Here is a 22,043-nt window from a genome sequence, read left to right as displayed (position 1 = left end):
CGGCCCCCGTGGTGTGGACCCCGCCCCTTGCCATGGACACCGGAGCCGTCGAGCAAGACCCGTCGCGAGGACCAGCTCCGTCGTATTCACTGACTGGTCAGCGGCGTCACTAAATGCCATCCTTTCACTTGCAGTCGGGAGCAAGGAGCAAAGGGATGGCCGGTACGGCACCGACCAAAGGACGTGGCGGCATGAGTGATCAGCGGCGCCACCGCCTGCGTCTGGATGTCTCACGGGAAGCGTCCCGGCTCTTCTGGGCGCAGGGCGTCGACGCGACCAGCGGAGACCAGATCGCCGAGGCCGTGGGCCTGTCGACGCGCACCATCTGGCGCCACTTCCGCAGCAAGGAGAGCTGCGCCGAGCCAATCGTGATGCGGGGCGTGGAGTGGGAGATGTCCACGCTGCGCAGCTGGCCTCCGCAGCTCTCGCTGGAAGTGCACTTCGCCGCGGAGAGCAGCAAGTTCGGTCGTGAGGCCAGTGACGTGGAGCGGATGGACACCGAGCTCGCGATCAAGATGATCCGGCTGGCCGACACGGAGCCGGCCATCCGTACGGCCTGGCTGATGGCATGCGACCAAGTAGAGCGCGAGATGGCCGAGATCATCGCGGAGCGACTCGGACTTCCGGCCGAGGACCTCGACGTACGCCTGCACGCCGCTGCGGCCTCGGCCGCGCTGCGGGTCCTCAACGAGCACATCGGCGCCGCCATCCTGGAGGGCACCGATCCCCGGGACTTCGCCGACGCGCCTGCCCGGATCGCACGAGCGGTACGCACGGCCACCGGCGGAGCCGTGGGAGATCCCGTCACCGCCTGAGCGACCACGACACGCCGCGGACGGTACAACGGGTCGGGATACCTGCCCTGGCAGCAGGAGCCCTGACGACGGCGCTACGCCCGGTCCGGTGACTCCACGACGCGAGCCGGTCTCGCCGGTCCTTTTGGAGGACCGGCGAGACCGGCTCGTGGTACTGGTACCGCTCGGTGACGAGGATCAGCGCTGCTCGCCGGCCGGGGCACCTCCCACCCACGGGCCTGCGGCCCAAGCGGCAGCGGATGGACCGGGGCGGATGGTGAGACATCGGGGAGCCGGGCCGCCCCGGCGCAGCGCGCCAGGGCGGCCGACTGTTCTGCGCCTTGGGAAGTGGTCAGCGCACCCAGACGGTGTACTCGGCGCGACCACCCGGACCGTCGCACCACACCTCGTCATACCCGTTGTGCTGGGCGTTCGACAGCTCCTCAGCCTCGCACTGCCCCTTCGAGTCATACGTCATACCACCAGCCACGTGCCAGCCACTGCCGGGCGGGGGACTGGCGACAGCACTGGTGGCGGTCAGCGGGATTGCGATCGCTGCGGCACCGACGACGAGGCCGGCGGTGATGCGGGAACGCCACGACTTCATAAGTTCTCCTTCTGTGCGCTGCACTGTTCATCAGGTAGGGCACCAGGGATCCGGTGCGTGGTTGCTCCGCGGCTCGCAACGCGTCTTGATCGACATGCTGCCCCCACACAGCCCCGGCACTAACTGCCATTATGACATTTAGTGTCGTCAACGGTCCCCCTTGGGGGAGTGACCTGAGTCATAGCAAGATCGCCGCATGGCAGGCCCCGCACTCCTTGGTCAGCGGCCACCAGGGCCGGTAGGAGATGCGGGAGATCGTCAACGCACCCCTCCACCAGGGCCGCACCGGCTGCCAGTGGGACTTGATTCCCACACGACGCGTCACTGCCAAGGGACTGCTCGATGCGCGGGTAGTCGTCCTCGGCCAAGTGGCCTGGCATCCGAGAGCCGTCACACCCAACCTTCCCGACCACACCGCGGCCGACCACGAGGCCACCTCGGCCCCGGAGCAGTCGGTCACCCTCGACATGCCGGGCAAGCTCGCCGAACTCCTCCGCGCGACCGAGCCCGACGACGCCGAGCGGGCCGCGCTCGACCAGGGCGTGACCGTACGGCGAGGCCGGGTTACGCGCTGCGCATCGCCGCCGCTCCCGCCGTGCGCTGCCAGCCGCTCGGCGGCCCACAGGGCGCCCCGACCGCGCCGGACGCAGCGCACAAGGCCCGCCGGGGGTACGAGAACCGCATCGACACCCTCGCGGCAGCCGTCCAGCGCTGAGCAGTCAGCGCCGGCTCACAAGGGTCATCCCGTGGCGGGCCGACCGCGCCTGGGCCGTGCCCACACTTCGGATACAGACGACGATCTTCCCGCGTGTGCGTCCGCGCTCGGCGTGCGCGTGGGCGTCGGCGATTTCCTCCAGGGGATAGGTCTGTTCGATACGGGGTGTGTAGCGGCCTTGCCGGCCCAGTTCCGCGGCCGCGGACAGGAGGGTGGAGTCGTTGTCCGCCCCTAACACACGCGCGCCCACGCGCTGCCCGCCCGCTTGGTCGGCGAGCGTCACGACGCGCGTCGGGTCGCCCGTAATCGCGACGAGGTCGTCCAGCGAGGCGGAGGCCGTGGTGTCGAGGGCGATGTCGACGCCGTGCGGAGCGAGAGCGGTGAGGCGCTGTGCGAGGCCGGGGCCGTAGGTGGCGGGAACGGCGCCGAGAGAGGTGAGGAACTCATGGTTGGATTCGCTGGCGGTCCCGATCACGGTGGCACCTTGCGCTACAGCGATCTCGACTGCGGCGCTCCCCACGCCTCCGGCGGCGCCCTCGACGAGAAGGGTGCGCCCCGTGAGGGAGCCGAGCGCGTTCAGTCCACGCATCGCGGTCACGGACACCAGACCGGCGCTCGCGGCCTGCTCATCGTTCCACGTGGCGGGAGCTTGGCCCAGGCCGAGAGGATGGCCAGCTCCGCGGTTGCGCCGGTGACACCGCCCAGCCCGAAGACACGGTCGCCGATGCGCATGCCCCGCACTCCGGCACCGATTTCGTCGACCACGCCGACGGCCTCGCGCCCGGGAATGGCGGGCAGGTCCAGGGAAACCAGCCGCTGCAGCGCGCCGGTGCGCAGCTCCCAGTCGATGGGATTGACGCTGGCCGCCGCGACGCGGACACAGATCTCACCAGCTCCGGGGTGGGGGTCGGGGGCCTGCTCGATCACCAGGCTCTCCGCTCCGCCGTATGCACGGAAGCGGGCTGCGCGCATAATGCCCTACCTTGCCTTCATGAATGAAAATGCAACATTTATTCATGCAATTCCAGGACAGACCGGTCCGACCGGTCCTGTCCGACTCCGGGTGTGCCCTTTGGCGAGCAACAACGGGACTACGGCGCCGACGGTTCAGCCGGAGGCGCGGCTCCGAGGGCCCCGGCCGCGGAGCCGTCGGCCCTGCGCCCCCGAAGCCACGCCGAAGCGACATGTAACTGAGAGTGACGTTCTGCTCCATGCCGGGTGTTGAGGGCGAGAACCCGGAGGCCACCTCTGGATGGCGTCGCCAGGTTGGATGACTGCGCCCCGCGGGCGAGTCGACGGTCCCGGCGGCGTCGGCGGTGCGGAAGCGGGGCCGGGAACCGACTTGCCTGAAAGCTTCAGGCAATTGCATGATGGCCTTCGTTGGAGCGGAGGAGCACATCATGGCCCGAGCAGGACTGAACCTGGACAGACTGGCCCAGGTCGGCGCCGAACTGGCCGACGAGATCGGCTTCGGCCAGGTGACCCCGTCGGCCCTCGCCCGGCATGTCGGCGTGAAGGTCCAGAGTCTGTACGCCCATGTGGCGAACGCGCAGGATCTGAAGACCCGCATCTGCCTGCTTGCCCTGGAGGAGATGGCCGACCGGGCCGCCGACGCGGTGGCGGGGCGCTCCGGAAGGGACGCCCTGGCCGCACTCACTGCCGTGTACCGCGACTACGCCCGGCAGCACCCGGGCCGGTATCAAGCCTCCCGCTTCCAGCTCGACTCGCAGACCGCGGCCTCCAGCGCCGCGGTGCGGCACTCGCAGATGATGCGGGCCGTCCTGCGCGGCTACGGCCTGCCCGAGCCCGAGCAGACCCATGCGGTCCGCCTGCTCGGGGCCGTCCTCCATGGCTTCACCGACCTGGAGCTCGCCGGATCCTACGCCCACAGCAGCCCCGATCCCGGCGAGTCGTGGACCTGGACCATCGATGCCCTCGACCGCCTTCTCCGCACCTGGACCACCGCCTGACCGCTGCTCCCATCCCCCGCCGGGGGTGGGCAGGGCTCACAGATCATGAGGGAAGCAATGACAAGAACGAACGTCCGGCGCACGGTTACCACCGGTGCCGTTGTCACCACCGCGGTCGCGGCGACCGTCGCTGTCGGCCTCGGGGCCTCGGCGGCGCAGACCACGGGCAAGCCCGCCGCCCCGGGTCGTCGCTTCCTGGAGCACCCGGCCCGCGAGCCCTGTACCGGGCCGAGAACCAGGAGCTCTTCGGTCTTCGCCAGGCGGAGCAGTGACGGATGTGATGCACCAGCACAGCCACTCGCCCGCCCTGCTCGCCGTCGTGTCGGGTGAGTGCGCAAGAACAGCACAACGCACATCAGGAGGAAATTGATATGTCCGTAACTTCCCCGCCTTTCCGCTCGTTCGTGGATGACATCCTGGATTCGCTCGGGGCCGCACCCGCACACGAGGCGCTGGTTCACCAAGGCCGACGGATCACCGCCGGGCAACTCCGCGACCTGGTCCACCGGTTGGCACACGCACTGCGCACCCAGGGCCTTGGGCGCGGGCAGACCGTGACGCTGCTCAGCGGCAATCTCCCCGAGGCCCTGGCCGCCCGCTATGCCGCCAACCTGGTCGGCTGCCAGGTCAACCACCTCTACAACAAGCTCTCCGCCGACGCCCAGGCCGCCATCGTGCGCGACGTGGAGACCCAGGCGCTGATCGTCGATCCCGCTCACGCCGAGCAGGCCGCCGAGGTCATCGCCCGGGCCCCGGTGCCGCACGTCCTGACGCTCGGCGTCAGCAAGCTGGGCACCGACCTGCTGGAGCTGGCTGCCGCCGAGTCCGCTGAGCCGATATCGGGCCTGGCCCGCCCCGGGGACATCTGTTCCATCCGCCACACCGGCGGCACCACCGGCCACCCCAAGGGCATCTGCACCAGCTTCGAGAGGGCCGGCCGGATGCCCCGCACGCCCCGCGGGGAAGAGGCCGCCCTGCCCCGGCAGTTGGTGGCCACCACCCTCGCGCACGGTGCCGGGCTGATCGCTGACCACCTGCTGGCCGAAGGCGGCACCGTGGTACTGCTGGAGGACTTCGACCCGGGCCAGGTGCTCGCGGCGATCGACCGCGAGCGCATCACCCACCTCTACTTGCTGCCGCCGCTCCTGTACCGGCTCATGGATCACCCGGACGCGGGCCGTACCGACACCTCAAGCCTGCGTCAGCTGATGTACGGCGGCTGCCAGGCGTCCCCGGCCCGCATCGCCGATGCGATACGCCGCTTCGGCCCCGTCCTCCTGCAGGGCTACGGCCAGACCGAGTCCGGCAGCATCAGCGTCCTCGGGCCCCAGGACCACGACCCGGACCGCCCCGAACGGCTGCGCTCCGCGGGCAGGGTCCTCGACGGCGTCGAGGTGGCCATCCGCGACCCGGACGGCCACGACCTGCCCCACGGCGAACACGGCGAGATCTGCGTCCGTTCCCAGCACGTCATGCAGGGCTATTGGAAGCAGCCCGAACTCACAGCCGAGGTACTGCGGGACGGCTGGCTGCACACCGGCGACGTCGGATTCCTGGACAACGAGGGCTACTTGACCATCGTCGACCGGATCAAGGACATGATCGTCGTGGTCGGCGGCCACGTCTACACCACCGAACTGGAGGACCTCCTCAACTCCCACCCCCAGGTACTGCAGAGCGCGGTCTTCGGCGTGCCCGACAGCGACCGGACGGAACAGGTGCACGCGGTGGTGGTGCGGGCCCCGGAGGCCGAGGTGGACGCAGGCGAACTGCGGGCCATGGTCCGCAAACAGCGCGGAGCCATGTACGAACCGACGCGCATCACCTTCGCCGACCAACTGCCGCTGACGGACGCAGGCAAGCCGGACAAGAAGCTGCTGCGGACGCGACTGCACAGGTAAAACGAGGTCAGCCCGCTCTCCATCGAGGAACAGGCTTTCGTCCTGGGCCGTCAGTGGCCCAGCTCGGACTGGCCGAAGTAGGGAGTACGGCCGCTGAGCGGCCTGTGGCACTTGGCGATCAGGCACTTACTCCACCTGCGGCCTGCCCGAATACTCGGTGTCGAAGGCCCCGGCGCCGTGATAGGTGAGCGTGATCGTCGGATTCTCGTCCGTGCCGAGTCCCGCCCATGCCACTCTGGGATCCCGTTTGGCATGGTGCCCGAAAGGCTGAGGTTCCGGTGACGTCGGCCAGGCGGCCATGAAAGCTCGGTGCGGCGTGGCCGGTTCCCGCTCACCGGTGGTGAATCCACCGGTCGTCGGCGGTAGTTGTGGCATGTACGGGGTGTGGTCCGGATACGGCGGTGTTCCCTTGCGGCGTTTGCCTTGCTGTGGCGCGGCTTGTTCCCCGTCGCCGCTCGTAATCACGACGGTGACGCCGACGATGATCAGCAGGAGCCCGGGGAAGGATGTGGGCTCGACACCTTGCCCCATCAGCCACCATGCGGCGAGAGCGGCCACCGGAGTCTCCAGCAGCAGCAGGACACTCATCGTCGTTGCCGATGCCCTGCCGAGGGCGAAGTTCATTGAGCCGAGCCCCAGAAGCTGGGGGAAGATGAGCAGCCCGAGCAGCGACAGGTGGGTGGATGTATCGAATCCTGTGAGTGGGATGTCGGCCAGCCAGCAGACGGCGAGGAGTTCCAGGCCGCAGACCAGCGAGGTGACCGTCGAATACATGGGGGTACTGATATCTGTGCGAGCCTTTTGACTCAGGGCGGTGTATCCGGCCTGAGCCACGGCCCCGGCGAGGGCGAGTAGATCGCCCATCAGTGCCGCGCCGCCGGACTGTATGTCGAGACCGGCGGCCGCGGCCGCTCCCACCACGGCGAGCGTCAGGCCCGCCCAGGTCCTGCGAGCGACCCGGACGCCTTGGCCCGCGGCGATGAGGGCCTGCCAAACGGGCTGAGTGGCCACGAGTGCCGTGGACATGGCGACCGTGGTCATCCGCGTGCTCGTCATGAAAGCCGCGAAGTGGAGGGCGAGCGACGTGGCCGCGAGGAAGCCGTAGGCCAGGGGCCGCCACTGCCCCCGGCGCAGCAGGCCGCGTTCACCGCGTGCGACACGCACCACCTCGCGGCGGCGCAGTATCAGCAGGAACGGCCCGAGCGTGACGAAGCCCAGGGCGTTGCGCCAGAAGGCCATGGCGAGCGGCGCGGCGGAGGCGGCGGCGGTGAGAGGGGCGGTGGCCGAGATGGCGACCACGGCGACCGCCATCGCCGCGACGGTCAGCGGATCGATTTTGGATTTCACGCGCCCCCACCGCCGGCCGCGGTCGGTCGGGTCGTGGCCGGCACCGAGGCTTCGCGGTCGCCGTCCGGCAGATGAACGGTATGCCCCGAAGGCAAGGGCATGAGCGTGGTGAAGTCGTTCGACTTCTGTCCAGTATTCACTATTAAGTACATGTCTTCTGTGTCCCCGAAACGGGGGGTGACGGGGTAGCGGGGAACGAACCCTGAAGGCTTCGGAAGAGAGGTGGGGCGGGCCACCGCTGACTCGTCCTCAGCGGTCAGTTGGCCCGTGGGCAGCAGATGCATGGTGAGAACGGCGGAGGAAATGTGGCGTGGCGCGTGACCGGGGGGTGCGGTCCTTGGCGTCGCTCGTCTCAACGTGGAAAAGCTCGCCGCGGTTCATTCGTGTACGGGAGGACGAGGACCCGTGACGGGTGGCCGGGTGATGCCCCTCCACGCCGAGCAGGGGGAATGGGGGCCGGTTCACAGCCTGCCTTCGCGGCAACCGGGCCTCGGCGGCCAGCGCCGCCACTGCTGCCGCTCATTCGGATGAGGGAACAAAACGGGGCATCCCATGGCAAGTTGGTCACGAACCTCGCCGGGTACGCGCATACCACACCAACGGCGCAGGGGCCGTGAAGCAACGTGTTGATCCGGTCCCTTGGGGCTCGCGTTGTGAGGACGCACGCATTCTTAGGTTTGACTTGGTCAGCTCCACCCGCCGCCGACAGACCGACTGGAAAGCACCGAGTTTGTCAGGGCTTTGCGCAGGCCCGGTATTCCTCGATCGAATGTCCTGGCGAATTCCTCAAGCGTGCGCTTGTACTTACGGCGCTCGGGACGGTCCAGTACGACCCCCATGGTCGCGTCGCTTTCCAGGGCGATCACCGGCAGTGCCACTTGCGCCAGGGGCAGCGAGGACGGGTCGGGAGTGGTGGTGACCCGCGTACGCAACGCTTGCTGCACGGCTCGGGCCTCCTCTTCCCGCCGCAAGACAACCTTGCTCCCCGTAAGCAGGCTCAAGGTGCGGCCGGCCTTCTTTTCGATGATCCCAGCAGCCGTCAACTGGTCTTCGACCGGCTTCTCCGCCTTGTGCGCAGCGTTGTGCACCAGTGGCATCCAGCGCTTCGGCCTCCTGCGCAGCTCTTCCCAAACAGAGGCGAGAAACGGGTCGGTCGGTGGCAGGTCTCCAAGTGGGCGAACGTGGCGTCCGTCGGTCTCAGCCTGTCCCGCAAGGATCAACTCGACCAGGGCCGCAGCGCGCAGCCGCTGACCGCGGAACTGCAGAAGAGTAGCCGGGAACTTATTCTTTTCGAAGGCGTAGGCGCACAGGTAGATCTGCTGGGGAAGCGTGAGATCCATGTGGACTCCTTGAATGCGTGGAAACAGGACGGGGTGACTATTGACACCCTTTGCCATCAGTTCAAACTGATGTGGCGCGACACACAAAGGGCGCGTTCCGTTAAAGCACCGGCTGAGGTTCCCCCTGCAGGGAAGGCGCTGACGAGGTCACCGTGAGCGGCTTCACCAATGCGTCACTAAATGCAAGTCTGACACTTAGTGACACGCCTCGACCACCCCTCGCATGCGTGATCTGCGCCACGCATTGACCGTCGCCGCGCGGGCGGCTCAGCGTGTGGCGCACTTGCTATGACTGTCACTTAATGACAATGTCATTAAGTGACAGCTCCGGTCGCGGCCCGGAGGCTGCGGATCCACCTAGAGCCCCTGCCGTTCAGTCGCGGGGCCTCACCACTCGCTGTCGGGCACAGCCACAGGAAGGACCGACATGGCATTGCCGAAGACCATCAGCGTCGAGGAGTTCTTCGCCCCTCCCGTCCGTTCGAGAGCCTCCCTCTCGCCGGACGGCACCAAGATCGCGTACCTGGCTCCTTGGGAGAACCACCTGAACCTGTGGATCGAGAGTGTCGACACGCCCGGGGACGCCCAGCGGGTCACCTCCGAGGACCGCAACCTGCTGAGCTACCACTGGACCGACGATCCGAGGTGGCTGCTCTATACCCGGGACCAGGGGGGCGACGAGAACCGCCACCTGTACCGCGTCGACCTCGAAGACCCCGACGCAGCGGCGACCGACCTGACCCCCTTCCCCGGCGCACGCATCATGGATCTGAAGCTGCCCGCCGCGCGGCCGGGTAAGGCGGTGTTCTCCTTGAACAGCCGGAACCCCGCTGCGTTCGACCTCTTCGAACTGGACATCGCCACCGGTGACCTGCGGACCCTCGCGGAGAACACCGAAGGCGCTGCCACCACCCTCTTCTATGGCGGCAGCGGAGACCCCTTCACCATCGACGTCACCGAACAGGGCGACCTCCGGCTCTCGCGTCGGCACGAGGCCACGCAGACGTTGCGCCACATCGCGCAGTTCGACGGTGCGGACTATCCGCTGGGCGTCTATCCGCTGGAGGTCACCCCCGACGCCGGCGGCGTGCTCTTCGGTTCGAACCGGGGCTCGGACAGACTCCGCCTGGCCAGGATGGATACAGCAACCGGCGAGGAGACGGAGGTCGACTCCCACCCGCAGTACGACCTGGACACACGAGCCCGTGTCTTTCCCGCACTGCCCTCGCCTCTCATCTTCAGCCGGCGTACCGGCGAGCTCATCGGAGTTCGCTACCTCGGGGAACGACAGGTGATCCACGCACTGGACCCGCACTTCGCCGAGGTCCTGGAGAACCTGAGGAACCTGTCCGAGGGCGACCTGGCCTCCATCTCGTCCGACGAGAGCGAGCAGCGGTGGGTCGTCAGCTTCACCGACGACCGCGATCCCGGGGCCACATACTTCTACGACCACTCCTCGGGCGAGAGTCGCCTGCTGTTCCGGCCCCGTGGTCACCTGGATCCCGAGCAGCTGGCGCCGATGACACCGGTGACGTTCACCGCTCGGGACGGTCTCGCACTCCCCTCCCACCTGACACTGCCAATCGGGACAGAGCCGCACCGACTGCCGCTGGTCCTGCTCGTGCACGGCGGTCCCTGGGACCGGGACAGTTGGGGATTCAACCCTCTCGTCCAACTGCTGGCCAACCGGGGCTACGCGGTGCTTCAGGTGAACTTCCGCAGCTCCACGGGGTACGGCAAGTCGTTCATGAAGGCCGGCATCGGGGAGCTGGCCGGCAAAATGCACGACGACCTGATCGACGGTGTGAACTGGGCCATCGAGCAGGGATACGCGGACCCGGACCGGGTGGCGATCCTGGGCGGCTCCTACGGGGGCTATGCGGCACTGGTCGGAGTCACCTTCACCCCCGATGTCTTCGCCGCCGCGGTGGACATCTTCGGAGTCTCCGACCTCGCCAGCTTCATGCGCAGTCAGCCGGAGTTCGTCCGGCCGGCCCTTGCCGCCAACTGGTTCCGCTGGGTCGGCGACCCCGCGGATCCGCAGCAGGAGGCCGACATGCTGGCCCGCTCACCGATCAGCCGGGTGGACCAGGTCCGTACACCGCTGCTCATCGCCCAGGGCGCCAATGACGCCCGGGTAGCACAGGCAGAATCCGACAACATGGTCCAGGCCCTCCGGGCACGGGGGGTTCCGGTCGAGTACATGCTCATGGCGGACGAAGGGCACTCCGTCGAGAACCCGGAGAACTTGATCGCTTTGTACCGCGCCGTGGAGCGCTTCTTGGACGAGCATCTCGGACACGGCCGGGACGCGACGTAAACCGCCGTCCGGGCCGTGGCGGTCGGCGGTCGGCGGTCGGCGGTCGGAAATCCGTGAGGACCCGCAGCCCGAGGCCGCAGTCTCCGCGGCCGCCATCAGCGGATGCTCTGCCCAGCGGCTGCGGAGGTGCTGTGGGAAGCGGGGGCGGGAAAGCGCGAGGTGCGAGCGCCTGAGGGAGCCTCGGCGAGCCGGAACGGAGCCAGCGCCCGCTCCGTCAGGGAGGCCGGCCCCGTCGCCGCGGACCTATCGCGTACGGGGCCACGGGTAAGTCGCCGATGGCCATACGGTTCACCACCGCGACCCAGGATCTGCCGGATAGGACGTCGTCTCAGTAGGGACTGTTATGTCGATGCGTCGGTGAGCTCGTGGGCCCGCTGCCACAGCCGGGCACCGAGATCCGCGTCCGCGGCAGGGGTGCGCAGTGGCTCCGGCTCAAGCCGGTTGTAGAAGACGTCTCTCAGTTTGCTGCGGTCGGTGGTGGCGATTCTGATGATCGGCTCGGCGCCCTCCTCCGGTGACCGCGTCAGGCGCCGACCGATCAGGCTTGCCTTTGCTGCCGTGACCAGTGCGGAGTCGCGGTCGAGGCCGGAGCGGACACTGCCAGGGTGGAACGCAACAGCGGTCATCGTGTCCGGTGCCCGGCGGTTGATCTCGGCGGCATGTACGACACTTGCCAGCTTCGAGGCGTTGTACGAGCGCATCTGCCCGTAACGGCTCCGATTCTGATCCAGATCGTCCGGGCCGAGCTTGCCGAACCGGTAGAGGCTGGAGCTGGTGTTGATGACAAGGGCGGAGGGGGCCTGCAGGAGCTTCTCCCAGAGAAGCGATGTCAGCAGGAAGGGAGATAGGAAATTGACCTGCACGGTCAATTCATGACCGTCTGACGTCGTTTTCCGCTTGGGCGAGACGATGCCGGCGTTGTTGACCAGGATGTCTATCCGCGGTACACGGGAGATCAGGTGCTGAGCGAGTTCGCGCACCTCGCTGAAGCGCGCGAAGTCCGCGGGAAGGGCGGTGCCACCGACTTCGTCGGCGACAGCACGGGTTCTGGTCACCGCACGGCCCACGACGACGACGGACGCACCCATCGCGGCCATCCGCCGTGCCGCGGCCGCGCCGACGCCGGAACTGGCGCCGGTCACGACGGCGGTCAGGCCGTCAAGTGTTTCTGCTGCCATGGACCCGACGCTAGATCCCGCGTCGCAGCCGAGGCTCGCCCAGGCTCTACGGCTCGACGAGTCCGCGACCACGCACTTGTTCGCGCTCGCCAACTCTGTCCCGCGTTCGCGCCGGCATGCTCACCGCCATCGGGTGTCTCCCACCTTGGCCCGGCTGATCGACTCCTGGCCGGCGACGCCCGCGTTCGTACAGACTCATACCTTCCTGGTGCTGGCGGCGAATCCGCTGGCCCAGGCCCTCTCCCCCGCGCACACACCGGGAACCAACCTCGTCCGAACCGTGTTCTTGGAGCCGGACAACTTCCTGGTCGAACCGGATCCGCGTCAGGACTTCGTGGCCTGCCTGCGCGAGCTGGCCGGCACGGAGGTCGACGATCCGGACCTGGAGGCGCTGGTAAGCGAATTGTCCCTGCGCAGCGAGAGCTTCCGACGTCTTTGGGCCCGGCACGATGTCGGGGGCCGCGATTTCGGCTGCCTGACCGGATGGTCTACGACGGCGGGCCAACCACGTCGTCGGTGCGCGACCGGTACCTGTGGTCTCAGGGTGCCGCGCGCAGGGCCGCACCGGCTTGTCGGGTGAGCCAGTGTTCGGCTTGGTCGAAGGTCCAGCCGCTGTCGTCGACCAACGTGAAGAAGCCCGCGTAGCCGAGGTAGAACCACAGCACGTCGGTCGCCTGCTCCACCGTGCAGTCGGGGTGCAGGCCGCCGACCTCGTCCAGCCGCCTGGCGAGGGCGGCGACTGCATCCCGGTACCGCCCGGTCGCGACGCGCAGACCCTCGGCGACCGCGGCGTGGTGCGGGGCGGTGGCCAACGCCACCCGCATGATGTCCCCGTACTCCTCGCGCATGCTCCGCACGGTGGCGGCCGCGTTCCGCAGGATCTCGTCCGTGTCTGTGAGTTCCGCCCGGCGGCGTTGTGTCTCCTCGACGATCGGGGCCTGGCTCCACAGGTCGACGAGCGTGCTGATCAACCCCTGCTTGCCGCCGCCGACCGCGTAGACGGTCGCGGGCGCGACCCTGGCGGTTTTGGCGATGTCCTCGACGGTGGTCGCGAAGTATCCCTGCTGGGCGAAGAGTTGGCGGGCGGCGTCGACGATGGCGGCGCGGGTGGCTTCCGCGTACTCGGCGCGGCGGCTCGTGGGCGATGACGTCATGGCCTGGTGAGCATAGCGTTTAAGCCGAGTTCAGAGCGTTCAGTTGTTCATCAGAGATTGACTCTGATGAACAGAGTCATATTCTGAACACGTCACCTACCCCTCTCCGAGACAAAGGCAGCTCGTGACCACATCGACGGACAAACGGATCGACCGCCTGGCCGACGCCCTCCGCCGCACGATCGACAACGGCCAGGTCGTCACCTCCGGGTCCGCCTACGACGCCGGCGTGAACGTGTGGAACGGCGCGGTCGCACACCGCCCCGACGTGGTCGTCCGCTGCGCCACCCCCGCCGACGCCCGGGCGGCAGTCCTGGCCGCCCAGGAGCACGGCGTCCCGCTCTCGGTGCGCGGCGGCGGACATGACTGGGCCGGCCGGGCGCTGACCGACGGCGGTCTGACCATTGACCTGTCCGGCATGCGTGAAGTGCGGGTGGACCCGGACACAGCGGTGGCCGAGGTGGCCGGAGGAGCGACCGGCGCCGACCTCGCCCGCGCTGCCCGGCCCTTCGGCCTGACCGCGGCGACCGGCACCGTCGGCACCGTCGGCATGGCGGGCCTGAGCCTCGGCGGCGGCTACGGACCGTTGAGCGGCCGGTTCGGGCTCGCGCTGGACAACGTGCTGTCCGCGGACGTAGTGCTCGCCGACGGCTCACTGGTCACGGCCGATGCCGAGCGGGAGCCCGAATTGCTGTGGGCGCTGCGCGGCGGCGGCGGCAATTTCGGCCTGGTCACCGCGATGCGCGTCCAGCTCCACCGGACGCCGACGCTCCTGTCCGGCACCATCCTGTTCCCCTGGGCGCAGGCGTCCGCGGTGCTGGCCCGGCTGGCGGAGTTCGTGCCCGAAGGGCGCGACGAGCTGACCGTGCAGTGCGGCGTCCTCGCCGGCCCGGACGGAGCGCCCGCCGTGTTCGTCATGCCGACGTGGAGCGGCGACGACGCCCGAGCCGGCGAGGAAACGCTGGCGCGGCTCACCGCCCTCGGTGAGCCTCTGGTCGCTCAACTCGGCCCCACCACCGGTCACGACATGCTGGCGAGCACCGACGCGATGTTCCCGTACGGCAAGCACGTCGAGATCCGCACGCGGACGGTCCCCGCGCTCACTTCCGCTGCGCGGGCAGCGCTCCTCGACGCGGGTGACACTTTGACTTCGCCGCTGTCCGCCGTCTCCCTCCACAGCCTGCACGGCATCGCGTCCCGGATACCCGCGACAGACACGGCATTCGGAAACCGCACTCCCCATCTCATGGTGGAGACCATCGCCCGCTGGGAACCGGGCGACCCCCGGGAGCCGGAACACCGCGCATGGGCACGTGACGTTTCCGCGGTGCTGGAATCCGAGGCGATGCCGGGCGGTTACCCCAACCTGCTGGGGCCCGACGAGACCCAGCAGATCGCACACGCTTACGGACCGAACACCGAACGGCTGCTCGCGGCGAAGCACCGATTCGACCCTGATGGGGTGTTCCGCGCTATTCCCCTGCCGGTCCCGTCCGTCTGAGGTCCGCGTCTTGTCATTGTCGGCCATCGCTTCGGGCTCCGCAATAACCGGTTGTGAGCCTGTCTCCGGAGCCCAGCGGCGCTGACACCGGTGCCGGAGCACCACGTGGAGGGGACGGGCAGACGGTGAACAGCACTGGAGCGAAGGTCGACGGGTCGCGCGGTGCGTTCCCTCCTGGACTCCACCAGCTCGGGCGCCGGGCCGCGCACGTTCGACGCCTTACAGCACGTGTGAGAGACGCAGATCGGCGATGTCTTCCCACTGCCGGCCTTCAGTCCGGCCACAATCGGTGACCTCCGGGTCAAGGGCCGCGCCGCCAAGGTGTACGACGCGGCCATCACCGCAGTGCCCGGACACCCTCGCCCCCCGCCGCCCCGGAGCAACTGGCTTCCAAGCTGCCGCCCTTGTCCCGGCGGACACAAGCAGGCCGCGCGCCTGCCCGAGGCCGAGAAAGCCCGCACCCGCCTCCTGCACCAGGCCGACGAGCAGCGCTCGCCCAAGAGCGCCGGCACCGTGGCGTCGCCCTCGACCGCCGACTCGGCGTGGCGGAGCCGGAGGCCACCTCGCCCGAGGGCGTCGAGGGGACAATCCGCGACTACCGCAAGCCAGCCTTCGGCACGCTCAACGAAGCCGGCCTCGAGAGCCTCACGATGCCCGACAGAGTCGAGCTCAGGGAACGCGGGCCCGGGCGGCGGCCAGTTCGGGGCTCCAGCACATCGCACCTGCCTCCTTGAGCTCACGGGCTATCCGCTCGGCCACCGTGTCGATGTCCACCTCGGCTACGGGCTCAACAACCACGCCGAGCAGATCTTCGCCAGCGGTCTGGGAGCTCGCACGAGTTCCGGTTCACACTCCGGGGCCGAAGTCCCCTGCCTGTTCATAACCGAGTTCCAGCAGGGCGGCACGGAGCTTTGCTGCGGCTTCGTCCATAGCTGACTGATCCTCCTCCTCCTTGGCTTTGCTGAAATCAAAGTCGGACATGTCCCAGACCGGCGCGACATGTATATGCAAATGCGGTACCTCAAAGCCTGCGATGACGAGGCCGGCGCGCGGAGCCTTCCAAGCCCGCTGCACCCCTTGCCCAATGGCCTGGGCTACCTCGAAGCAACGCGCCAGGAGGGTCCCGTCAGCGTCCGTCCACCGGTCGACCTCACGCCGCGGCACAACAAGAGTGTGACCAGGCCGCAACGGAGCGATGGACAGAAAAGCGACGATCTCCGGATCCTGCCAGACGAAGCGCCCGGGCAGCTCGCCAGCGATAATGCGTGAGAACAAAGTAGTCATACGTGACATTCTGTCACACAAAGCAGCGTCCATATTGCTCGGGGATCGGAAACTGCGGGTCGTCCAGAATGGCCTCGAAGGCTGTCTGCATGGCTGGCCCGATAAACCGCCCAAGGCGTCCATCGCAATGCCCTGAGCACAGATGACCAAGTCCGACGCAGCCCGGACCACCCCGGAGATCGGCGCACGTCGTGCCCCCCGCGGCTGGCAGCACGCACCCCCTTCTCGGGTGGCCCGGTTGGCATACGACGGGGCGGAGCCGGACGCCGTACGAAAGCAGCGCGCGGCGAACCGTGGCCAAGCTCCTCACCTCCGCAACCACGCGCGTGATCGGGTGAGTCCGGCACCGCTCGATCAGCAATCAGCCAGAAGAATTCCAAGAATGAGTGGATGTACGCATTTTTGTCCGTGCCAAGAGAGACGTCAGGCCGCGGACGGCGAATCGGGCAACGACGGCCAGAGATGCGCCCACGGCCACGCCCGCTCCAGCTGCGCGGCCAGTGCCAGCAGCTCGAACTCCGAACCCGGGCGCCCGACGAACTGGATACCGAGCGGCAGCCCACTCGACGTCCGGTACAGCGGCACCGACGACGCCGGACGCCCGGTCACGTTCGCCAGCTGGGTGAAGGGCGCGGGCTCGAGGTTCGCGGTGGCCAGTTTCTCGACGAGGTTCATCCGGCCCAGCACACCGCCGAGCCGGGCAGCCAGCAGCCTCCGTGTGGCGAGCCGGACCGGCAAGGCGAGATCGAACTCGCCGATCGGCCACGCCGGCCGGGCCGTGGTCGGGGTGAGCAGCATGTCGTAGCGCTCGTGGAACGCGGCCAGCGCCCGGGTGTGCTGGTGCCAGCGGGACTGCGTGGCCAGATATCTCGGCGCCGAAAGGCTCCGGCCGATCGCAGCCATGATCCGGGTCTCGATCTCGAAGTCGTCCTCGGCACAGCCGGTGAACTCCCGTGCGGCGGTGACCTCGGCGGCGACCATCGCGTACCAGGTCGTGAGGAAGTCGGTGGCCAGGCGCTGCCCGTCGATGGCCGGGGCGGATTCCTCCACGACGTGTCCGAGTCCGGTGAGCAGCTCCCCCGCGTCCCGAACCGCAGTGGCCGCCTGCGGATCAACCGGTCCGCCGAGCGAGGACACCGTGGTCAGCCCGATCCGCAGCGGGCGCGGGGCGTCGACGACGGCGTCGGCGTACGGACGCTCCGCCGGAGCCACCCGGTACGGGCCCTCCGGTGCGGAGCCGGCCAGCACGTCGAGCATCGCGGCGGAGTCACGGACCGTGCGCGACAGCACGCCCTGCACCGCGGCGCCGTGGAAGACCTCGTCGACGTCCGGCCCGGACGGGACGACGCCACGCCCCGGCTTGAGCCCGAACAGCCCACAGGCCGCAGCCGGAATCCGGATGGAGCCCCCGCCGTCGTTCCCGCCCGCGACCGGGACGACCCCGGCCGCGACGGCCGCCGCGGACCCGCCGGAGCTGCCACCGGGCGTCCGCGACAGGTCCCAGGGGTTGCGGGTCGGGCCCCCCGCGACCGGCTCGGTTATCGCCCGAGCACCGAACTCGGGGGTCGCGGTCCGGCCGAACACGACCAGACCGGCGTCGAGCCAACGCTGTACCACCGTGGACGTCTCCGGGCGCGGGAAGCGTGCCAGTGACCGATTCCCACTGCCGGTCGGAACCCCGGCGAGATGCTGGCCCAAGTCTTTGATCAGGAACGGGACGCCGGCGAACGGCCCGGACAGCGGGCCGCGAGCGCGGGCAAGGGCGTCGTCGTCGAGTCGGTGGCGGATCGCGTTGATCGTCGGTTCGACGGCATCGGCACGGTCAATCGCCGCCTGGAGCAGTTCAACCGGGCTCACCGCCCCGGACTTCACCAGCCCGGCCAGCCCGACGGCGTCGTGCTCCCGGTACTCATCCCAAGTAATACCCATACGAGTGTTCCCATCAGAGCGATAAGGGGGCCGGTCCGCGGCATGTCCAACGTCACGCCTCGGTCATCGGCGTCCCGGCCACGGCCTCACGCAGGTCTCGGCCGGCCGGTCACGACCGCGTCAGACACTGCGTAGCGATGTTGATCAGCCCTGACCTGAGTCAACACTGTGCCGCAACGGCACAGTCAAGCTCATGGATACCGGAATCACACCACGCCGAGTTCTGGGCGCAGCATCGGACGCGGGCACGCGATGAAGCTCAGGCTGACCGGAGGCAGAAGGGGTGTCCGGCTGCCGGGCCGGCGTAGGCCCGTCCGCCGTCTTGCGATGCCGAGTTGACGTCGTCAGTGGGCTGCGGCTGATGCGCGCCATTTCGCGCGGTCTGGCCTTCCCAACCCCGACCTGGCACCTGACCCTCACCGTCGTCCGGGACGTACTCGCGCAGGTCCTCGGGCATCGGCGTCCGACGACCCGCACCCGCGCCACCCGGCACGCCCGGCGGTTCACGACGACGGGTACCTCCGCGACGGTGTCGCCGAGGTACCCGTTTACCGTTGGCTGGTGCTCCGGACCCACAGGGCCCACGGATCTGCGTCGCCAGCGGAAGCTGTCCACCTCGTCACTTCCTTACAGTCGCCATCCGCTGTGCGCGCAGATCCGCCTAGCGACTGCTCACGGAGCCGGGATCGCCGGGAGCAGCAGGTACGACGTCACATCGGGACCGAAGTGCAGGGTGACCGTGCCGCCGAAGATCTCTGATGGACGATCCTCCGGGTCGGTGTGGATGAAGGGGCCGACGCCCGTCGTCGGGTACATCGCGTTCTCGATTTCCGTACCTTGGTTGCTGTAGTCGCGACCACCGATGCCCAGCTCGAGGACGTAGCCGGCCGGGACCACGATGCTCGTCGGCCATATCTCGATGTCGACGTCGACGGGCTCGCCGGGGACGAGGAACTCGATGGTGTCGTGGCTGTGCACCGGTCGATAGGGTTCGGACCTGTCGGTGTCGAGTCGCCGATGGGAGGCGCGGAGCCATCCCAACGCGATCGGCACCTTCGGGTCGTTGGACCCGATGAACGTGACCTCGGTGCCCTGCGGGTCGTAGAGCCTCAGGCTCAAGAAGAGATCAGCGTCGGCCGTGGCGGACGAGATCCGCAGTTTCGCTGCGGCTGGACCGGTGAACTCTCGATCGTGACCGGCAGGCGGGAGCCTGAAGCGCAGGTCTTCGTGCTCCGGCTGGTAGCTCAACGTGCCCGAGGCGCCCGGCGAGGTGCGCAACTCCATGGTCTCCGGACACAGATGGAATTCGGTCCACTCGGTCCGTGCGATCGGCCACTCCTGCTCGAATCGCGGTTCGAACCTCTCTCCTGGATGGCGCACGAGAAGCTCGACGGGCGGCCGATCCAGCCAGCCGTTCTGTTCCCCCTTCAAGAATGTGCCGAAGAACTGCTTCTGCAGCCCGAGCCCGCGATCGTTGTAGAACGGATTGAAGTGGGTGTCCCCGTGCATCTCGAGCCACTTGAGCTCGGATCCGGCTGCCAGGAACCCCTCTACGTTTCCGCGCGTGTGCAGTCCCATCCCGCCCCAGTTGCCAGCCGACAGCAAGGGCACTTCGATCCGGGACAGATCGGCGGAGCGCTCCTGATAGAACTCTCCGTTCACCGGGCGCGCAAGGAGCTCCGCGTAGAGGTCGCGCCGGTTCTGCCGCAGGACATCGTCATCGAGATCGACGTCACCAGCGACGGGACGGCCGGTGTTGCGGTCGGTCGGTCCCCGGCTACCCATGCCGTACTGGACGGTGAACATCTGGCGTGCCTGCGCTCCCTTGACGAACTCGCACGCGATTCCGCCATGGCGCGCACCCTCGCGATAGTGGTCGGCGAAGCCCTCCCATACACAGATCGCCGCGAGATGAGGTGGCCGCAGGGCGGCCACCTGCCACTGGTTGGCCGCGAAGTAGGAGATACCGAGGAGGCCGACCTTCCCGTTGCTCCACTCCTGCTGCCCGGCCCACTCGATGCACTCGTAGAGGTCACGAGCCTGGAGCGCGGTCAAGACGTCCAAGAAGCCCGGGGACCGTCCGCTGCCCCGGGAGTCGACACGAACACACACATATCCATCGGGGACCCACTTCTCGGGGTCCGCCATCTCCCAGTTCTGGTAGCGACCCGTCGACCCGTTCGCCACCTCCGGGTACGCCTCATGCATGCGCCGCCAGTTGGCCGGGTAGCCGTCGGCCAGGTGCAGCCCCTTTCCGTAGGGGCCCATCGCCAGGATCACGGGGTAGTCGCCCGGCTCCGTCGGACGGAACACGTCTGCGCGCAGAACCGTGCCGTCGCTGACGCGGATCGGGGCGTCCCAGTCGATCGTGATCCCGTCCACCTCGGCGGGTTGGTCTCGCATGTGTGCCATCATCAGCTCAGCTCTCTCTTGAGGATTTTTCCGGTGGACGTCATGGGCAGCGCATCGCGGAACTCCACGAGGCGCGGGTACTTGTAGGCGGCGAAATGTTCCCTGCCCCAGGCGACGAGCTCGTCCGCGGTGACCTTGGCGCCGGGCTCGGCCACGACAACGGCCTTGATCTCCTCGCCATGGGAGTCGTGCGGGACACCGACCACCGCGACGAGCGAGATCGCAGGATGCGTCATCAGCACCTCTTCGAGTTCGCGGGGATAGACGTTGTAGCCGCCACGAATGATCATGTCCTTGGACCGGTCGACGATGACGAAGTAGTCGTCGCCGTCCTTCCTGGCCAGATCGCCGGAGCGGAACCAGCCGTCCTTGATCGCCTCGGCTGTGGCCTCGTGCCGGCCGTGGTAGCACTTCATGATCTGGGGGCCCTTGATCGCGATTTCGCCGATCATCTCGGGGTCGCCCGTGGGTACGTCGCTCCAGTCGTCGTTGATGAGTTTCATCTCGACGCCTGCTATCGGCTTACCGATGGAGCCGACGCGCGGGTCTTCCCCATAGACGCTGAATGACGAGATGGCAGAGGTCTCCGACAGCCCGTATCCCTCGAGGATGGTGACGCCGAAGCGATTCTGGAAGTCCGTGTGCACCTGGGCAGGTAGTGCTGAGCCACCTGCGGCGGCGACGCGGAGGTTGGCGGCGATCTCGGCGACCGGGACGTCGGGGGTCAGCGCGCCGAGCAGAGCCCAGTACATGGTGGGCACACCTGCGAAGAACGTGACCTTCTCGCGAACCATCGTGGCGATCGCGGATGCGGCCTCGAAACGCGGCAGCATCACCACAGTGCCGCCGAAGGCGAACGCAGCGTTCTGGATCACCGTCTGGCCGAAGGCATGGAACAGTGGCAGTGCGCACAGGTATGTGTCGGGTCTTTCTGCGTCCGCGCCGTACATGCCCTTACCCGACAGCGCGGTGAAGTGCATGTTGCGGTGGCGCAGCTCGGCGCCCTTGGGCTGACCGGTCGTTCCCGAGGTGTAGAGAATCACCGCGGTGTCGTCGTCGTGGCGCTCGACTCTCTCGAAGGCGGGCGACTGCTGCGACCACGGCGCCGGCCCGCTCCCGAAGACCATGAGAGCGACATCAGTCCCGTCGACCGCTTGGCGTGCCGTGTCGCCTGTAGGGAGTTCCGCCGTGCCCTCGAAGGCGAAGTAGGCGACAGCGCCGGAATCATTGAGGTGGTAGGCCACCTCGCGCGCCTTCAACAGCACGTTGAGCGGCACGACAGTCGCGCCGGCTTTCAGAATGCCGAAGTAGACGATCGGGAAGAAGGGCAGGTTCGGACACGAGAGCGCAACCTTGTCGCCGGGCTTCACGCCGTACTCGACCAGCAGGTTCGCCACCTGGTTCACCGCCCTGTCCACCTGGGCATAGGTCAATCTGGTGTCGCTGAACACGATTGCGGTGCGCTCCGGATACATACCGGCCGAGTTCTCCAGCAGGCCGGCGAGGTGACATCCAGTCATGGCCGTTTCCCTTTCGATGAGGCGACTCACTCGATGCGGAGCGGACTGTCCGACACCAAGGCGGCTCGAGC

Annotated in this window: 16 protein-coding genes and 1 pseudogene; 6 read left to right on the top strand and 11 right to left on the bottom strand. The window is 68.1% G+C overall.

Annotated elements, in window-relative coordinates; translation table 11 throughout:
• Positions 1 to 191: 191 nt before the first annotated feature.
• Positions 192 to 815 carry a TetR/AcrR family transcriptional regulator gene (locus J5X86_RS19625; RefSeq protein WP_208518080.1) on the top strand — a complete coding sequence of 208 codons (624 nt, stop codon included), beginning with the start codon at positions 192 to 194 and terminating at the stop codon, positions 813 to 815.
• Between the two features lie 331 nt (positions 816 to 1,146).
• Here the strand turns inward: J5X86_RS19625 and J5X86_RS19620 are convergent, their stop codons facing one another.
• Both J5X86_RS19620 and J5X86_RS19615 read right to left on the bottom strand, forming a co-directional pair.
• On the bottom strand, positions 1,147 to 1,401 hold the full coding sequence (locus tag J5X86_RS19620; protein ID WP_044570451.1) for a hypothetical protein: 255 nt from the start codon (positions 1,399 to 1,401) through the stop codon (positions 1,147 to 1,149).
• Between the two features lie 719 nt (positions 1,402 to 2,120).
• Positions 2,121 to 3,088 (bottom strand): annotated as a pseudogene (locus tag J5X86_RS19615) (NADP-dependent oxidoreductase).
• Positions 3,089 to 3,516: 428 nt separating this feature from the next.
• On the opposite strand from J5X86_RS19615, the gene J5X86_RS19610 reads away from it, so the two are divergent.
• Together J5X86_RS19610 and J5X86_RS19605 are read left to right on the top strand one after the other, a co-directional pair.
• Positions 3,517 to 4,086 (top strand): TetR/AcrR family transcriptional regulator, encoded by a 570-nt coding sequence (locus J5X86_RS19610; protein WP_208518079.1) that lies wholly within the window; start codon positions 3,517 to 3,519, stop codon positions 4,084 to 4,086.
• A 371-nt stretch (positions 4,087 to 4,457) separates the two neighbouring features.
• The gene (locus tag J5X86_RS19605; protein WP_208518078.1) at positions 4,458 to 5,987 is read left to right on the top strand and encodes an AMP-binding protein; all 1,530 of its coding nucleotides are present in this window, start codon (positions 4,458 to 4,460) and stop codon (positions 5,985 to 5,987) included.
• 126 nt (positions 5,988 to 6,113) lie between these two features.
• On the opposite strand, the gene J5X86_RS19600 is transcribed toward J5X86_RS19605, so the two are convergent.
• Both J5X86_RS19600 and J5X86_RS19595 read right to left on the bottom strand, forming a co-directional pair.
• The gene (locus J5X86_RS19600) at positions 6,114 to 7,334 is read right to left on the bottom strand and encodes a DMT family transporter (RefSeq protein ID WP_208518077.1); all 1,221 of its coding nucleotides are present in this window, start codon (positions 7,332 to 7,334) and stop codon (positions 6,114 to 6,116) included.
• Between the two features lie 686 nt (positions 7,335 to 8,020).
• Positions 8,021 to 8,674: a GPP34 family phosphoprotein gene (locus J5X86_RS19595; protein WP_208518076.1), complete on the bottom strand. Its 654-nt coding sequence runs from the start codon at positions 8,672 to 8,674 to the stop codon at positions 8,021 to 8,023.
• Positions 8,675 to 9,101: 427 nt separating this feature from the next.
• On the opposite strand from J5X86_RS19595, the gene J5X86_RS19590 reads away from it, so the two are divergent.
• Entirely contained in the window at positions 9,102 to 10,994 is a 1,893-nt protein-coding gene (locus J5X86_RS19590) for a S9 family peptidase (RefSeq protein ID WP_208518075.1), read from the top strand.
• A 341-nt stretch (positions 10,995 to 11,335) separates the two neighbouring features.
• Here J5X86_RS19590 and J5X86_RS19585 read toward each other — a convergent pair whose 3' ends face one another.
• The gene (locus tag J5X86_RS19585; protein ID WP_208518074.1) at positions 11,336 to 12,136 is read right to left on the bottom strand and encodes an SDR family NAD(P)-dependent oxidoreductase; all 801 of its coding nucleotides are present in this window, start codon (positions 12,134 to 12,136) and stop codon (positions 11,336 to 11,338) included.
• Positions 12,137 to 12,317: 181 nt separating this feature from the next.
• Between J5X86_RS19585 and J5X86_RS19580 the strand changes: the two genes are divergently transcribed.
• Positions 12,318 to 12,752 carry a hypothetical protein gene (locus J5X86_RS19580; protein ID WP_243980868.1) on the top strand — a complete coding sequence of 145 codons (435 nt, stop codon included), beginning with the start codon at positions 12,318 to 12,320 and terminating at the stop codon, positions 12,750 to 12,752.
• On the opposite strand, the gene J5X86_RS19575 is transcribed toward J5X86_RS19580, so the two are convergent.
• Entirely contained in the window at positions 12,712 to 13,326 is a 615-nt protein-coding gene (locus J5X86_RS19575) for a TetR/AcrR family transcriptional regulator (protein ID WP_208518073.1), read from the bottom strand. The two genes, J5X86_RS19580 and J5X86_RS19575, sit on opposite strands and share 41 nt — an antisense overlap.
• Positions 13,327 to 13,450: 124 nt before the next feature.
• Here J5X86_RS19575 and J5X86_RS19570 point away from each other — a divergent pair, with 124 nt between their 5' ends.
• Positions 13,451 to 14,827, top strand: coding sequence for an FAD-binding oxidoreductase (locus tag J5X86_RS19570; protein WP_208518072.1), 1,377 nt, complete (start codon positions 13,451 to 13,453; stop codon positions 14,825 to 14,827).
• Positions 14,828 to 15,496: 669 nt separating this feature from the next.
• Here the strand turns inward: J5X86_RS19570 and J5X86_RS51990 are convergent.
• The 5 genes from J5X86_RS51990 to J5X86_RS19550 all read right to left on the bottom strand — a co-directional run bounded on the left by J5X86_RS51990 (position 15,497) and on the right by J5X86_RS19550 (position 21,972).
• Positions 15,497 to 15,625 (bottom strand): hypothetical protein, encoded by a 129-nt coding sequence (locus J5X86_RS51990; protein ID WP_279595256.1) that lies wholly within the window; start codon positions 15,623 to 15,625, stop codon positions 15,497 to 15,499.
• A gap of 48 nt (positions 15,626 to 15,673) precedes the next feature.
• On the bottom strand, positions 15,674 to 16,111 hold the full coding sequence (locus tag J5X86_RS19565) for an HIT family protein (RefSeq protein ID WP_208518071.1): 438 nt from the start codon (positions 16,109 to 16,111) through the stop codon (positions 15,674 to 15,676).
• A gap of 423 nt (positions 16,112 to 16,534) precedes the next feature.
• The gene (locus tag J5X86_RS19560) at positions 16,535 to 18,040 is read right to left on the bottom strand and encodes an amidase (protein WP_243980866.1); all 1,506 of its coding nucleotides are present in this window, start codon (positions 18,038 to 18,040) and stop codon (positions 16,535 to 16,537) included.
• 672 nt (positions 18,041 to 18,712) lie between these two features.
• On the bottom strand, positions 18,713 to 20,443 hold the full coding sequence (locus J5X86_RS19555) for a CocE/NonD family hydrolase (RefSeq protein WP_208518070.1): 1,731 nt from the start codon (positions 20,441 to 20,443) through the stop codon (positions 18,713 to 18,715).
• A gap of 11 nt (positions 20,444 to 20,454) precedes the next feature.
• Positions 20,455 to 21,972 (bottom strand): long-chain fatty acid--CoA ligase, encoded by a 1,518-nt coding sequence (locus J5X86_RS19550; RefSeq protein WP_208518069.1) that lies wholly within the window; start codon positions 21,970 to 21,972, stop codon positions 20,455 to 20,457.
• Positions 21,973 to 22,043 lie beyond the last annotated feature (71 nt).

Origin of the sequence: Streptomyces sp. NEAU-YJ-81 (assembly GCF_017592595.1) — a bacterium.
In the GTDB taxonomy this organism is placed as follows: Bacteria; Actinomycetota; Actinomycetes; order Streptomycetales; family Streptomycetaceae; genus Streptomyces; species Streptomyces hygroscopicus_B.
The sequence above is the reverse complement of the archived record's forward strand: the minus strand, read 5'-3'. Positions and strand labels throughout refer to the sequence as shown.

Coding starts and splice junctions, on each gene's coding strand:
- J5X86_RS19625 (WP_208518080.1), top strand. CDS start 192: ATGAGTGATCAGCGGCGCCACCGCCTGCGTCTGGATGTCTCACGGGAA.
- J5X86_RS19620 (WP_044570451.1), bottom strand. CDS start 1,401: ATGAAGTCGTGGCGTTCCCGCATCACCGCCGGCCTCGTCGTCGGTGCC.
- J5X86_RS19610 (WP_208518079.1), top strand. CDS start 3,517: ATGGCCCGAGCAGGACTGAACCTGGACAGACTGGCCCAGGTCGGCGCC.
- J5X86_RS19605 (WP_208518078.1), top strand. CDS start 4,458: ATGTCCGTAACTTCCCCGCCTTTCCGCTCGTTCGTGGATGACATCCTG.
- J5X86_RS19595 (WP_208518076.1), bottom strand. CDS start 8,674: ATGGATCTCACGCTTCCCCAGCAGATCTACCTGTGCGCCTACGCCTTC.
- J5X86_RS19590 (WP_208518075.1), top strand. CDS start 9,102: ATGGCATTGCCGAAGACCATCAGCGTCGAGGAGTTCTTCGCCCCTCCC.
- J5X86_RS19575 (WP_208518073.1), bottom strand. CDS start 13,326: ATGACGTCATCGCCCACGAGCCGCCGCGCCGAGTACGCGGAAGCCACC.
- J5X86_RS19565 (WP_208518071.1), bottom strand. CDS start 16,111: ATGACTACTTTGTTCTCACGCATTATCGCTGGCGAGCTGCCCGGGCGC.
- J5X86_RS19560 (WP_243980866.1), bottom strand. CDS start 18,040: ATGGGTATTACTTGGGATGAGTACCGGGAGCACGACGCCGTCGGGCTG.
- J5X86_RS19555 (WP_208518070.1), bottom strand. CDS start 20,443: ATGCGAGACCAACCCGCCGAGGTGGACGGGATCACGATCGACTGGGAC.
- J5X86_RS19550 (WP_208518069.1), bottom strand. CDS start 21,972: ATGACTGGATGTCACCTCGCCGGCCTGCTGGAGAACTCGGCCGGTATG.